The sequence below is a fragment of the Nitrosophilus labii genome (assembly GCF_014466985.1).
Lineage (GTDB): Bacteria > Campylobacterota > Campylobacteria > Campylobacterales > Nitratiruptoraceae > Nitrosophilus_A > Nitrosophilus_A labii.
The window spans coordinates 1,540,716-1,554,536 of the sequence record NZ_AP022826.1 but is presented as its reverse complement, the minus strand read 5'-3'; the positions used below and the strand labels follow the sequence as shown (position 1 = coordinate 1,554,536).

The 13,821-nt window shown below is 33.9% G+C and carries 12 protein-coding genes and 1 pseudogene; all 13 read left to right on the top strand.

Annotated features, from left to right (window positions below):
• Positions 1–125 precede the first annotated feature (125 nt).
• The 13 genes and pseudogenes from clpS (at position 126) to dxs (ending at position 13,820) form a co-directional block, all read left to right on the top strand.
• The gene (gene clpS, locus NIL_RS07770) at positions 126–425 is read left to right on the top strand and encodes an ATP-dependent Clp protease adapter ClpS (RefSeq protein ID WP_187647215.1); all 300 of its coding nucleotides are present in this window, start codon (positions 126–128) and stop codon (positions 423–425) included.
• Positions 425–2,614, top strand: a complete 2,190-nt coding sequence (clpA, locus tag NIL_RS07765; RefSeq protein WP_187648624.1) for an ATP-dependent Clp protease ATP-binding subunit ClpA — start codon at positions 425–427, stop codon at positions 2,612–2,614. Before clpS ends, clpA begins: the two co-directional genes overlap by 1 nt.
• Positions 2,611–3,315 carry a leucyl/phenylalanyl-tRNA--protein transferase gene (gene aat / locus NIL_RS07760; RefSeq protein ID WP_187647214.1) on the top strand — a complete coding sequence of 235 codons (705 nt, stop codon included), beginning with the start codon at positions 2,611–2,613 and terminating at the stop codon, positions 3,313–3,315. Before clpA ends, aat begins: the two co-directional genes overlap by 4 nt.
• A gap of 70 nt (positions 3,316–3,385) precedes the next feature.
• Positions 3,386–4,369 carry a transaldolase gene (locus tag NIL_RS07755; protein WP_187647213.1) on the top strand — a complete coding sequence of 328 codons (984 nt, stop codon included), beginning with the start codon at positions 3,386–3,388 and terminating at the stop codon, positions 4,367–4,369.
• A gap of 2 nt (positions 4,370–4,371) precedes the next feature.
• The gene (locus NIL_RS07750) at positions 4,372–5,544 is read left to right on the top strand and encodes a type IV pilus twitching motility protein PilT (RefSeq protein WP_187647212.1); all 1,173 of its coding nucleotides are present in this window, start codon (positions 4,372–4,374) and stop codon (positions 5,542–5,544) included.
• 59 nt (positions 5,545–5,603) lie between these two features.
• Positions 5,604–6,140, top strand: a complete 537-nt coding sequence (locus tag NIL_RS07745; protein ID WP_187647211.1) for a 50S ribosomal protein L25/general stress protein Ctc — start codon at positions 5,604–5,606, stop codon at positions 6,138–6,140.
• On the top strand, positions 6,140–6,718 hold the full coding sequence (gene pth, locus NIL_RS07740) for an aminoacyl-tRNA hydrolase (protein WP_187647210.1): 579 nt from the start codon (positions 6,140–6,142) through the stop codon (positions 6,716–6,718). The genes NIL_RS07745 and pth overlap by 1 nt, the downstream gene beginning before the upstream one ends.
• Positions 6,712–7,755, top strand: coding sequence for an LptF/LptG family permease (locus tag NIL_RS07735; protein WP_187647209.1), 1,044 nt, complete (start codon positions 6,712–6,714; stop codon positions 7,753–7,755). The genes pth and NIL_RS07735 overlap by 7 nt, the downstream gene beginning before the upstream one ends.
• 86 nt (positions 7,756–7,841) lie before the next feature.
• A pseudogene (gene lysA, locus NIL_RS07730) lies at positions 7,842–9,053 on the top strand (diaminopimelate decarboxylase); the annotation flags it as partial.
• Entirely contained in the window at positions 9,050–9,841 is a 792-nt protein-coding gene (locus NIL_RS07725) for an HAD-IIA family hydrolase (RefSeq protein ID WP_197972070.1), read from the top strand. The pseudogene lysA and the gene NIL_RS07725, both read left to right, overlap by 4 nt.
• Positions 9,838–10,908, top strand: coding sequence for a prephenate dehydratase (gene pheA, locus NIL_RS07720; RefSeq protein ID WP_187647207.1), 1,071 nt, complete (start codon positions 9,838–9,840; stop codon positions 10,906–10,908). Before NIL_RS07725 ends, pheA begins: the two co-directional genes overlap by 4 nt.
• Position 10,909: 1 nt before the next feature.
• A complete protein-coding gene (hisC, locus tag NIL_RS07715) occupies positions 10,910–12,010 on the top strand; it encodes a histidinol-phosphate transaminase (RefSeq protein ID WP_187647206.1) in 1,101 nt (366 codons plus the stop codon).
• Positions 12,000–13,820 carry a 1-deoxy-D-xylulose-5-phosphate synthase gene (gene dxs / locus NIL_RS07710; protein WP_187647205.1) on the top strand — a complete coding sequence of 607 codons (1,821 nt, stop codon included), beginning with the start codon at positions 12,000–12,002 and terminating at the stop codon, positions 13,818–13,820. Before hisC ends, dxs begins: the two co-directional genes overlap by 11 nt.
• The last annotated feature ends 1 nt before the right edge of the window (position 13,821 follow it).

Sequence of the window (13,821 nt, the reverse complement as noted above, 5' to 3'; positions counted from 1 at the left end):
ACTTTTTTTTTGAGAGTTATTTTAGCGTAAAAGAGATTTATATAGTGGTAAATTGTATAAAAGTGTGCTATTATAAATAGATAAAAATATTTCAAAGTTTAAAAAGATTAGAGTAGAGGATTGAATTGGCAGTAAGAAGAGAGATAGAGACAAAAGATTTTACAAAAACCAAAGAGCCTAAACTATACAAAGTATTTTTACTGAATGATGACTATACGACAATGGACTTTGTTGTGGAAATCTTGTGCGATGTTTTTCACAAAAGTTATGAAGAGGCTGTTCAGATAATGATGCTTGTTCATAAAAACGGTAAAGGGCTTTGTGGTATTTATACCTATGAGATAGCGGAAACTAAAATAGATGAAGTTTATAGACGTGCCCGCGCCAACGAGTTTCCGCTTAAGGCTGTAATGGAGGAATTATGATGATAAGTAATGAACTAAATACTATTTTTAAAGAGGCCGTTAGACTAGCTAAAAAAAACAGACACGAATATTTAACGGTTGAGCATATATTTTTGGCGCTTTTGTCAAACAAAGAGGGCATACGCATACTAAATATCGTAGGTGCCGATATAGAGATGTTAAGAGAAAAACTTGAACAGCATCTAAAAAACACCCTAAAACCTCTGCCGGCAGATGTGGTAAGAGAACCGTTTGAAACGGTAGCGCTTTCAAGAGTTATTGAAAATATGATAAGACATATCCAAAATGCTGAAAAAAAAGAGGCTACAGTGGGGGATCTTTTAGCTGCTCTGTTTGATGAAGAACACTCATATAGTGTATATTTATTGAAAGAGCAAGGTGTCAAAAAGGTTGATATCCTAGAAGCTATCTCTCATCCAGAAGCAGATTATACAGAAGTAAAAGAGGATGAAGACGATAAAGAGACATATCTTGGAAAGTTTACTGTAAACTTGGTAAAAGAGGCTAAAAAAGGCAAGATAGATCCCGTAATAGGAAGAGATAAAGAGATTGAAAGGGTAATACAGATACTTTGTAGAAGAAAGAAAAACAATCCTTTGCTTGTAGGCGAACCTGGAGTAGGAAAAACTGCTATTGCAGAAGGGATCGCTATCAAAATAGCAGACAAAGAGATACCTGAAGTTTTAGAAGGAGCTTCGTTATACTCTTTAGATATGGGTTCACTGCTTGCAGGAACCAAATATAGGGGAGATTTCGAAAAGAGACTAAAAGGTGTTATAGAAGAACTTAAACAGAAAAAAAACGCTATAGTTTTTATAGATGAGATACATACTTTAGTAGGCGCGGGAGCGACTCAAGGCGGAAGTATGGATGCTTCCAATCTTTTAAAACCAGCACTAGCTAGCGGTGCTATTAAATGTATAGGTGCCACTACATATTCGGAGTTTAGAAACTTTTTGGAAAAAGATAGGGCTCTTAGCCGAAGATTTGCTAAAGTGGATGTGAAAGAGCCAGACCTTGAAACATCTTTGAAGATCTTAAAAGGGCTTAAAGAAAAGTATGAAAAACATCACAGAGTAAGATATACCATAAACGCTCTAAAAAGTGCAGTGGAACTTTCTGATAAGTATATAAATGATAGACAGCTTCCTGATAAAGCGATTGATCTAATTGATGAAGTTGGTGCCTCCTTTCATCTAAGAAAGAAAAAAAGAAGTGTGGTAACCGCAAATGATGTGGAGGATGTTATCTCAAAAATGCTAAATCTTCCGCCAGCAAGGGTAACCCAAGACGATATATCTATACTTGAAGATCTAGAAAACAGACTCGAACAAAGTGTTCTTGGCCAAAAAGAGGCAATCGAGCAGATCTCAATGGCTATAAAAAGGAGCAGAGCTGGACTCAATCCGCCTAATAAACCTATCGGTTCATTTTTGTTTGTAGGACCTACCGGAGTTGGAAAAACAGAACTTGCAAAAGAGTTAGCAAGAACGCTTGGTGTACATTTTGAGAGATTTGATATGAGCGAGTATATGGAAAAACATGCTGTATCAAGACTTATCGGTGCACCTCCTGGTTATGTGGGCTACGAAGAGGGTGGACTTTTAACTGAAACTATAAGAAAACATCCCCATACTGTTTTACTTTTGGATGAGATAGAAAAAGCACATCCTGATCTTATAAATATTCTTTTACAAGTTATGGATAATGCCACATTAACTGATAATTACGGTAATGTTGCTGATTTTAAACATGTGATTTTGATCATGACATCAAATGTAGGTGCTACTGAAGCTAATGTTATGGGATTTAAAAAAGAGTCTGTTAGCAAATTTGACGAGGCTCTAAAACAGTTCTTTACTCCGGAATTTAGAAATAGACTGGATGCGATAATAAGGTTTAAACCTTTAAGTATGGATATAGTGGAAGGAATTGTTGATAAGTTTATAAAAGAGCTTAACGAGCAGTTAAGATCTAAAAATATAACTGTTAAACTGACTAAAAGAGCAAAAAAATATCTTGCCCAAAAAGGATACAGCGAAGAGTTAGGCGCAAGACCTTTATCAAGAGTTATCAGTGATGAGATAAAAACCCCTCTTACCAATGAGATTCTGTTTGGAAGATTGAAAAACGGAGGAGAGGTAAGTATAGATTATAAAAAAGAGAAACTTGAGTTTAATATAAAATGAAAGAGATATTGATACCTAGAATCAGCCCATATAGTTTTATATTTCCAGATCCTAGAAACTCCTCAAAAGAAGGACTTGTCGCCTTCGGAGGAGATCTGGATCCAAACAGGGTTTTGAGTGCTTACAAAAAAGGTATCTTTCCATGGTACAATGAAGGAGATCCTATACTTTGGTGGTCTCCAGATCCAAGACTTGTTCTTTATCCTCATAAATTGAAAATTTCTCGTTCACTAAAGAAGATTTTGAAAAAAAATATTTTTGAAGTGAAAGTGGATACAGCTTTTTATGAAGTGATTAAAAGTTGTCAAACTGTAAAAAGAAGAGAACAAGAAGGAACATGGATTCTCCCTGAAATAGTTGAAGTTTTTACTAAACTCCATCACATGGGATTTGCCCATTCTATAGAAGTTTACAAAGATGGTGAATTGGTCGGAGGGCTTTACGGACTTAGTCTGGGAGCTGCATTTTTTGGAGAGTCTATGTTTAGCAAAGTAAGTGATACAAGTAAAGTAGCTTTAGTTAAACTTGTTGAGATTTCAACAAAACTCGGTTTTAATTTTATAGATTGCCAAATTTCAAGCGATCATCTAAAAAAAATGGGGGCGGAAGAGATAAGTAGAGAGAGATTTTTGGATGAACTTGAAATTGCTATGCAAAAGCCGAGTAAGATTGGGAAATGGGAATTGGGAATTAGGAATTAGAGAATGATTTTAAAAAAAATTTATTTTTTCCAATTCCCAATTCCTATTTCCCACTTCCTAAAGGAGCGTTATGTATTTAAAAGATCTTAGTTTTTCGCTATGGGCTGATTTTATAGAAAGAGATTTTTTGAATAAAGAGTTTAAAGAACTTATTGAAAATGGTATTGTTAACGGAGCTACAAGCAACCCGGCAATTTTTAAAAATGCTATTTTAAATTCGATAGCTTATAAAGAGCAGCTAAAAGAGTTAAAAAATCTTTCAGCAAAAGAGAAATATGAAGCTTTGGCGATTTATGACATAAAAAAGGCTGCAGATATTTTAAAGCCTCTTTATGAAAAGGGTGATGACGGATTTGTAAGTATAGAGGTAGATCCTAATCTTGCAAATAATGCCGAGAAAACTATTGAAGAGGCTAAGAGGTTGTGGAAAGAGATTGATAGAGAAAATCTTATGATCAAGATACCAGTAACAGATGAGGGATGTAGAGCAATAAAAGAACTAGTCTCTGAAGGTATAAACATAAATGCTACACTGATTTTTGATCCAAAGTATGCCAAAAAGTGTCTTGATGCTTTTGAAGAAGGCATTAAAAATAGTGATAAAAAGCCTTATGGAGTACTAAGTATATTTGTAAGCAGATTTGATAGAAAACTAGATAATACTTTAGTCCAAAAAGGTCTGGAAAAAGGAAAAGCGGGGATTTTAAACGCTGCAAAAATCTACAATACGATTCAAAAAAGAGAGTTGCCAAATATTCGAGCTCTTTTTGCGAGTACAGGCGTCAAAGGAGACGACTATCCGCCATTTTATTATATATCCGAACTTATAGCCCCACATAGTATCAATACTACTCCGATTAATACTATAAAGTCGTTTGTAAACGATGGTTTTAAGGAGCAAAAACTTCCTATAGAAGATGAGATTATTGATGAGTTTTTTGATAGAGTGGAAAAAGCTGGTGTAGATATGCAAAATGTTTATAATGAGCTTTTAGAAGAAGGATTGTTAGCTTTTGTAGATGCTTTTAAAGAGATAATTGAAGAGCTGGAGTAGTTATGCAAAGTTATGAGTTCGATATAAAGTCTTTGACTTTTGAAAATATTAAAAAAATAAGAAAGTATCTAAAAAAACTGATAGAAGTTGGTGGAAGTGACTTGCATATAAAAGCAAACTCTATCATTAGGGCGAGAGTTCATGGGGATATAGTTCCCTTTTCTGGTGAGGTTATTTCTAAAGAGGATGCACTTACTTTAGCTAAAGAGCTTCTAAGAAGTAGGTTTAAAGAGCTTGTTGAAAACAAAGATGTTGATCTGGTTTATGTTTATGATGACAATATAAGATTTAGGGTTAATATCTTTTTTCAGATAGATGGGGTATCTGCCGTTTTTAGGACTATTCCCGTAAAAATTAAGAATATTGAGGAGCTTCAATTACCAAAAGCCATACATAAACTCTCCCAAATTCCGAGAGGTCTAGTTTTGGTGACCGGTGTTACGGGAAGCGGTAAATCTACTACTTTGGCTGCAATAATAGATGAGATTAACAATAGTAGAAGAGAACATATTATAACTATCGAAGATCCTGTTGAATTCGTACACAAAGATAAAAACTGTGTAATAAATCAAAGAAGTTTAGGACAAGATACTATTGGCTTTTCTAGAGCGCTAAGAGCCGCACTGAGAGAAGACCCTGATATTATTCTTGTTGGTGAGATGAGAGATTTAGAAACTATAGAAATGGCTTTACATGCCGCTGAAACCGGACATTTAGTCTTTTCAACTCTCCATACTTTAGACGTTAAAGAGACTGTAAACAGAATTATAAGTATGTTTCCCGCTGAAGAGCAAAATAGAATCAGAGTTGTTTTAGCATCTGTTTTGGAAGCTGTAGTTTCACAAAGACTTGTTAAGAAAAAAGATGGAGGGCGAATAGCGGCAGTAGAGATGATGTTTAGAACAAAAAGAATCGAAACTTTGATAGAAACAGGTCGCGAAATAGAGATAACAAGTGCTATAGAAGAGGGAACTATCTACGGTATGCAAACATTCGATCAAGCACTTTTGGACCTATTTAAAAGAGGCTTTATCGATGAGGAAGAAGCGCTCAATAACGCTACTAGTAGATCCGATATGAGACTCAAAATAGAAGGTTTTGTCGATAAAACTTCTGATATTAGAGGAGCAACGATTAGTAGAGACGATAGCGATGTTATAGATTTGAAAATTTAATTTAACTTAAAAAAAATTTCAGTATAATACGCCTCCAATTTAAAAAAAAGGAAGAGCAGATGTTAGAAGGCATTATTAGAGAGAGTACCGGCAAAAGTGAAGCAAAAAAGCTACGCCGAGATGGTTATCTAATTGCCAATATTTACGGGAAGGGTTTTGAAAATATACATGCGGCTTTCAAAAAAGGCGATTTCATAAGAGCCGTAAGAAATAAAGAAAAACTTGCATTCCCAGTAAAACTTGGCGATAAAGAATTAAATGTTGTAGTTCAAGAGTATCAAAAAGATCCTGTAACATATGAACTAAAACATGTTGATTTAATGGTGGCTCAACCTGGTGTTGTAACATACTATATGGTGCCTATTAAAACAGTTGGAACTCCAAAAGGGCTTAAAAACAAAGGTGTTTTGGTTGTTTCTAAAAGAAGAATCAAAGTTAAAGGTGCTATCGAGAATATTCCTGATAGTATAACTTTGGATGTGACAGACTTAGATGTTGGTGATGCAATACTAATAAGAGATATAGAGCTTCCGGAAGGTGTTGCTCATATGACACCTGATAGAGTTGCAGTAGTAGGTGTTGTTAAAGCTAAATAATGTTTTTGATAGTAGGTCTTGGCAATCCCGGACCAAAATATGCAAATAACAGACACAATATAGGTTTTATGGTTGTCGATGAACTCATCGGCAGCCTAATGCCAAATGCAATCAACAAAAAAGAGTTCAAGGGCGAGCTTTATAAATACAAAAATACTCTCTTTCTAAAACCCCTAACCTTTATGAATCTATCAGGAGAAAGCGTAAAAGCTGTTAAAAACTTTTATAAGATAGATAATGATAAAATCGTTGTGATTCATGACGACTTAGATCTTTCTTTTGGTGCTATAAGATTTAAAAGAGGCGGTGGAAACGGTGGGCATAACGGTTTAAAATCTATTGATAATTGTATAGGAAACGATTATATCAGAGTTAGAATAGGAATAGGAAGACCTGCTGATAAGTCAAAAGTTACCACTTATGTTCTCAGCGATTTTAGGGAAGAGGAGAAAAAGTATCTTAACGATATTATTAAAAAAGCGGCTGAAGCTGTTTTTGAGTTGACAAAAAAGAGTCTTGATGAGGTTAGAAGCCGTTTTAGTCAAAAGGGTGTTCTATTAAAAGAGGATAGATGTTAACTAGATATCTGGTTTTGCTCTATTTAAAATATTTCTCATTAATTTTTATTGCTCTTGTTTTTTTCTTTGTAGGACTAGATTATATACAAAATGCAAAATCTCTTCCAAACTCCGCTAACTTACAGATACTTTATGTAGTTTATAAATCCTTTTACGCGATAGATGTTTTGCTTCCTATAGCGACTATTTTTGGGATGCTCGCTACAAAAATTTATCTAATTCGTTCAAATGAACTTGTAGCTATATATTCGATAGGATATGACAAAAAAAGTGTAATAAAACCTTTTTTTTGGGCTTCTTTTTTTATAATAACTCTTTTTATGGCACTTCATACTACATCTTTTGCCTATGCAAACGAGAATGCGGACAATATAAGAAAACATAGTTTAAGCGCTAGTTCTACATCTAATCTATTTTTTAAATATTTTGACTATTATATATATTTCAAAAGACTTTATCCTTTTCAAAAAAAAGCTGAAGATGTAGGGATTTTCAAACTTGACAACGGGAAACTAAAAGAACTTATAAAAGCAAGATCGGCGTATTTTGAAGATAATAGATGGAAAATAAAAAAAGCCGATTTGGTAGAAAACAGATATAACGGTGAAAAAAAAATTAGGATTTACAAAAACAAAAATATAGATCTGCTTGAGGGCTTTAAACCTAAAATTTTAGATTCTGTGTATGAGGGAAAGACAAGTTTTAGTATAATCGACGCATTCTATGCTATAAAACTTTTAAAAGAACAAGATGTCAATATTCAAAAGATAAAAGCTGTTCTTTTTGCACAGATGATTTATCCGTTTTTTGCGCCTTTTTTAATGGTTATAATATTTTATTTCGTACCAATAACGCAAAGACTCTCTAGTATAACTTTTTTTAGTTTTACTGCAATCATATCCTCTTTAATCGTGTGGGGATTGCTTTTTACTCTGGTTCGACTCTCCTTTGCAGCAGTTTTAGCGCCTGAAATAACTACATTGGTTCCAATAGCTATTTTGGCTCTTATCGCACTGCTGTTTTATAAAAAATTTTAATCTATATTAGTTAAATTTATTTTTTGTCATATTTTGGTAAAATAGCCCCTTATATATAAGCATTTTAGTATAAAAAAGTAGTTTTAAGGATAGATATGATCAATTTTAAAGAGCTTGCAAAAAAATATGATACACCACTTTATATTTATGATTTTGATAAAATCGAAAAAGATTTTTTAGAGTTTAAAAATGCTTTTAAAGCAAGAAAATCTTTAATAGCCTATGCAGTAAAAGCCAATTCAAATTTATCCGTTTTGAAGAAACTCTCAGAACTAGGTTCAGGAGCAGATTGTGTATCGATTGGCGAAATAAAAAGAGCTTTGCTTGCAGGAATCCCAAAATATAAAATAGTTTTCAGCGGTGTGGGTAAAAGAGATGAGGAGATTGAGGAGGCTTTAAAACTAGATATTTTGTTTATAAATCTAGAAAGCGAAGCCGAGATGCAAAGAGTTGAAGAGATTGCAATGGGCTTGGGGAAAAAAGCAAGAATTAGCATAAGAGTCAACCCCAACATTGATCCAAAAACCCATCCTTATATCTCTACGGGGCTTCATGAAAACAAATTTGGCGTTGACATAGATACGGCAAAAAAGATGTATCTCAAAGCTAACAATAGTTCATTTTTGGAACCTGTAGGAATCCATTTCCATATTGGCAGTCAATTAACAGAACTAGAACCTATAAAAGAGGCGAGCCAAATAGTTGCGGATCTAACAAGAAGTCTCATAAAAATCGGAATAGATATCAAATTTTTCGATGTTGGAGGCGGACTCGGAATAGAGTATAAAGATGAAAAGACTATAAAACCTTACGATTACGCTCAGGCTATTTTTTCAACTTTAAAAGGCCTTGATCTAACTGTCATTTGTGAGCCGGGAAGATTTATTGTAGGAAATGCGGGTTATTTTCTTACAAAAGTTCTATACGAAAAAGTAAATGGAGATAAGAGGTTTATAATTGTTGATGGAGGAATGAACGATTTGCTAAGGCCATCTTTGTACAAAGCCTATCACAAAGTTGAAGTTTTAGATAGAACCAGTGATGTTTCAAGGACGGACGTGGTAGGTCCTGTTTGCGAAAGCGGTGATTTTTTGGCTAGAGATGTGGAACTTCCAAAAACTGAGCATAACGATATTATTTTAGTTCATAGTGCCGGTGCTTATGGATTTGTAATGAGCAGCAACTATAACACAAGAGCAAGAGCGGCGGAAGTGGCTGTAGAAAACTCAAAAGATAGAATTATTAGAGACAGAGAGAGTTTTGAGGATTTGATAGCTAAAGAGAGAAAGTATATATGATTTTCTTTATTGATGTTCAAGGAACTTTGATTGACGATAAATATAAAAAACCGATCGAAGGCGCAATAGAGTTTATAGACAGATTGAACAAAAAGGATATTGCTTATATTGTTATTACAAATAATACCAAAGATTATTCTCAGGACTTTATATACTTTTTAAACAAAATAGGTTTAGATATCGATGAGAAGAATTACATAGATCCTTTAATGGTTTTAAAAGATATACTCAAAACTAAAAGAGTAGCAGCGTATGGAGTTGAGAAGTTTTTAGAAATTGTGAAAAGTTTGGGGTATGTGTTAGATTTTAAAAATCCCGAGACTGTTTTGGTAAGTGTGAAAAAAGATTATAATAACGAAGATTTTGCGCAAATGATTGAATTTTTATTAAAAGGTGCCGGACTTTACGGAATGCATGCTATTTCTATATATGCGAAAGATTCAAAAAGATATCCCGGAGTTGGCGCTATTTTGGAGATGCTTAAATTTGCCACAAATAAAGATTATGAAGTGGCAGGAAAACCGAGTGTAAACTTTTATAAAAAAGCGCTATCAAAACTGAGAAATATTTCAAACAAAGAGTTCTCTTTTAAGGATATTACTATAATAAGTGATGATGCAAAAGGAGATTTGGTAGGAGCAAAAAGACTCGGTATGAAAACGGTATTGGTTTTAAGCGGTAAAATAAAGGATGAAAAAGAGATAATACCGTTTTTAGAAGATGATGAGAAACCTGACCTTATTTTTAAAGATATAGGCGAAGCTGGTAGAAAATTGGGGGTAATATGAAACTAGAAGAACTAAGAAAAAGAATAGATGAGATAGATGACAAACTACTGGAACTACTCAATGAGAGAATGAAGATTGTAAAAGAAGTGGGTGAACTTAAAAATAAAACTAGGGCACCTATTTACCGACCGGAAAGAGAGCAAGAAATTTTAAATAGGCTAAAAAGTAAAAACATTGGCCATCTAAACGAAGCTGCTATTGAAGCTATATTTTTAGAGATTTTTGCAGTTTCAAGAAATTTAGAGAGACCTGAAAGAGTAGCCTATCTTGGACCTATAGGGAGTTTTAGCCATCAAGCTGCTGAGAGCAGGTTTGGTGCTATGAGCGACTATCTCTCTATGAATTCAATAAGTTCAGTTTTTAAAGCAGTAGAGACAAAAAGGGCTAAGTATGGAGTGGTTCCTATCGAAAACTCTATTGATGGTGTAGTAGGTGAGACTTTGGATCTTCTTGGCAGAAGTCCTTTGCTAATAGTTTCTGAACTTTATATGCCAATACATCATACTTTTGCTTCTTTGGAAGATGATATTAGCAAAATTAAAAAGATCTATTCAAAAGATGTTGCATTTGGACAGTGTAGAAATTTCTTAAATGAGCACGGTTTTGAGGAAATGGAACTTATCCCAGTAGAATCTACCGCAAAAGCGGCTAAAATGGCTGCAAAAGAGAGAGGAAGCGCGGCTATATGTTCGCATATTGCAGCAAAGCTTTACAATCTACCTATGCTTTTTGAAAATATTGAAGATCTTCATACAAACAAGACAAGATTCATTGTTATAAGCGATTTTAAAAATGAAAAAAGTGGTAACGATAAAACTTCTATATTAGCAAAACTAAAAGATAGACCCGGAGCATTGGTAAGATTTTTGAAAGATTTCGATAAAGAAAAAATAAACTTAACTAAGATAGAGAGTAGGCCTGCAGCCGATAAAGAATTTACATACTGGTTTTATATAGATTTTGAAGGTCATATAGATGATGAGAATGTAAAAAAAGTTTTAAAACAACATGAATCAGAGATAAAATGGTTGGGAAGTTACGTTAAAGCTTCAACAAGTGAGGATTAAGATGAGATTTAATAAAGAGTTGAAAAATATAAAAATATATGAGGCGGGAAAACCTATAGAGTTGGTCGTGAGAGAGTTTGGAATAGATGAAAAAGATATTGTTAAACTTGCTTCCAACGAAAATCCTTACGGTACTAGTCCAAAAGTTGTAGAAGCTGTTAAATTGGTTGTAGACAAGATGAGTCTATATCCGGATGATAGTATGTTTGAACTAAAAAAAGGGCTTTCAAATAAGTTTAAAGTTAAGAGTGAAAATATAATTATAGGTGCCGGAAGTGATCAGATTTTGGAATTTGCTTGCAGAGCTGTATTAAATGATAATACGAAAGTTTTGATGAATAAAATTACATTTGCTATGTACGAAATATATGCTTTACAGCAAGGGGCAAAGGTATTAAAAACCAGATGTTATAGACATGATTTGGATGAGTTTTATGATATTTATAAAAAAGCGAGTCCGGATATTGTTTTTATCTGTAGTCCCAATAATCCTACCGGTGATGCTTTAGGTAAAGAGTATATTTACACTTTTTTGGAGAAAGTAAAAGAGCCTTTGGTGATAGTAGATGGTGCTTATATGGAGTATGCAGGATATAAGGATGAAAAGAAGAGAGTCGAACCTAAAGATTTGATTGATAAATTTGAAAATGTTTTATATCTTGGAACTTTTTCTAAGGCGTACGGTCTTGGAGGTTTGAGAGTTGGATATGGGATCGCAAATGAAGAAATAATTAAAAATCTATATAAACTAAGACCGCCTTTTAATATTACTACGTTGAGTCTAAAAGCAGCAGTTGAAGCCTTAAAAGATGAAGATTTTGTAAATGATAGTGTTAAGAGAAACTTTACACAGATGGAGAGATATGTAAATTTTGCAATCCAAAGAGGATTTGAATATATAGATAGTTATACAAATTTTATAACTTATATTTTTCCAAAAGAGGTCTCATCAAAAGAGCTTTCAAACCGGCTTTTGCAAAGAGGGATCATTGTAAGAGATTTGACCGGATATGGAATGAATGCTCTTCGTATAACTATAGGAACGAAAGAACAAAACGACAAATTTTTTGAAAAGTTCAAAGAGGTTTTAAATGGATATTAAAAACTACTCCATACAAGAGCTTGAAGAGCTCTGCTCACAGATTAGAAAAAGAATTTTAGAAGTTGTAAGCAAAAATGGCGGACATCTTAGTTCAACGCTTGGTGCTGTGGAACTTATAGTAGCTATGCATTACGTTTTTGATTCAAAGAGAGATCCTTTTATTTTTGATGTTAGTCATCAAGCCTATGCTCATAAACTTTTGACAGATAGATGGGATAAGTTTGATACTTTAAGACAGTTTGGAGGTATAAGCGGTTATACGAAACCTTCTGAATCTCAATATGACTACTATGTTGCCGGCCACAGTTCCACATCTTTATCTTTGGCAGTTGGAGCTGCAAAGTCTATAAAACTTAAAAATGAAGATAGAATACCGGTTGTTTTAATAGGTGATGGTGCTATGAGCGCGGGAATGGTATATGAAGCAATGAATGAGCTTGGAGATAAAAAGTATCCAGTTGTAATTATTTTAAATGATAACGAGATGAGTATCTCAAAACCAATTGGAGCTATTAGTAAATATCTTAGCCAAAAGATGGCAAGCCCTTTTTATCAAAATATAAAAAAAAGAACTGAAAAACTTCTTTCACATTTGCCTGATTCTGCAACATATCTTGCTAAAAGATTTGAAGAGTCTTTAAGACTCATAACTCCTGGGATTTTATTTGAGGAGTTGGGAATTGAATACATTGGCCCAATTGATGGTCACGATTTAGAGGGATTAATTGAAACTTATAAAATTGCAAAAGATTTAAATAAGCCTGTTATTATTCATGCTCAAACATTAAAGGGTAAAGGTTATAAGATAGCTGAAGGATATTATGAGCATTGGCATGGTGTTGGCCCATTTGATATAAAAACAGGAAAGCCTTTAAAAAAGAGTAACAAGCCAAGTGCGACTCTACTTTTTAGTAATGCGTTGATGGATATCGCAAAAAAAGATGAAAAAGTTGTAGGTGTAACTGCAGCTATGCCTAGTGGAACAGGATTAAAACCGTTAATTGAAGAGTTTCCTGATAGATTTTGGGATGTAGGTATTGCTGAACAGCACGCTGTAACCTCTATGGGACCTTTAGCCAAGGAGGGCTTCAAACCATTTGTTGCCATTTACTCTACATTTTTACAAAGAGGATACGATCAAGTAATTCACGATATAGCTTTGATGAATGTTCCGGTTGTTTTTGCAATTGATAGAGCTGGTATAGTTGGTGAGGATGGCGAGACTCATCAGGGTGCGTTTGATATAAGCTATTTAAGAGCCATACCGAATATTACTCTGTTTGCTCCAAGAGATACAAAAAGTATGAAAAGAGCCGTGGAATTTGCATATAGTTTTAAAACTCCATGTGCGTTTAGATATCCAAGAGGCAGTTTTATACTAGATGCTATTTTTGAAGACACTCCTTTTGAACTTGGAAAATCTCAAATGCTAATAGAAGATGAAGGTGAAGTGCTGTTTATAGGATACGGCAATGGTGTAGGAAGAGCTTATGAGACAATTAAGCTACTTGATTTTAAAATCTCTTTGATAGATCTAAGATTTGTAAAGCCTTTGGATGAAGAAAAGCTTACTGAGTTAACTAGAAAATACAAAAAATGGTTTGTATTTAGCGATAGTGTAAAAATGGGTGGAGTTGCTAGCGCGATAAGTGAATTTTTATTTGAACATGGAATAAATGATGTAGATTTGACATCTTTTGAGTTTGAAGATAGATTTCTTCCTCATGGAAAAACAGAAGATGTAGAGAGATATCTTGGTATAAGGCCTGAGCAAATTGCAAATAAGATCAAAGAAGAGATACAAGGATAAA

Excerpts from the sequence above, each read along its gene's own strand:
- NIL_RS07735 (WP_187647209.1), top strand. The coding sequence starts at position 6,712 with ATGTTAACTAGATATCTGGTTTTGCTCTATTTAAAATATTTCTCATTA.
- NIL_RS07725 (WP_197972070.1), top strand. The coding sequence starts at position 9,050 with ATGATTTTCTTTATTGATGTTCAAGGAACTTTGATTGACGATAAATAT.
- NIL_RS07745 (WP_187647211.1), top strand. The coding sequence starts at position 5,604 with ATGTTAGAAGGCATTATTAGAGAGAGTACCGGCAAAAGTGAAGCAAAA.
- pheA (WP_187647207.1), top strand. The coding sequence starts at position 9,838 with ATGAAACTAGAAGAACTAAGAAAAAGAATAGATGAGATAGATGACAAA.
- dxs (WP_187647205.1), top strand. The coding sequence starts at position 12,000 with ATGGATATTAAAAACTACTCCATACAAGAGCTTGAAGAGCTCTGCTCA.
- NIL_RS07750 (WP_187647212.1), top strand. The coding sequence starts at position 4,372 with ATGCAAAGTTATGAGTTCGATATAAAGTCTTTGACTTTTGAAAATATT.
- NIL_RS07755 (WP_187647213.1), top strand. The coding sequence starts at position 3,386 with ATGTATTTAAAAGATCTTAGTTTTTCGCTATGGGCTGATTTTATAGAA.
- aat (WP_187647214.1), top strand. The coding sequence starts at position 2,611 with ATGAAAGAGATATTGATACCTAGAATCAGCCCATATAGTTTTATATTT.
- clpA (WP_187648624.1), top strand. The coding sequence starts at position 425 with ATGATAAGTAATGAACTAAATACTATTTTTAAAGAGGCCGTTAGACTA.
- hisC (WP_187647206.1), top strand. The coding sequence starts at position 10,910 with ATGAGATTTAATAAAGAGTTGAAAAATATAAAAATATATGAGGCGGGA.
- pth (WP_187647210.1), top strand. The coding sequence starts at position 6,140 with ATGTTTTTGATAGTAGGTCTTGGCAATCCCGGACCAAAATATGCAAAT.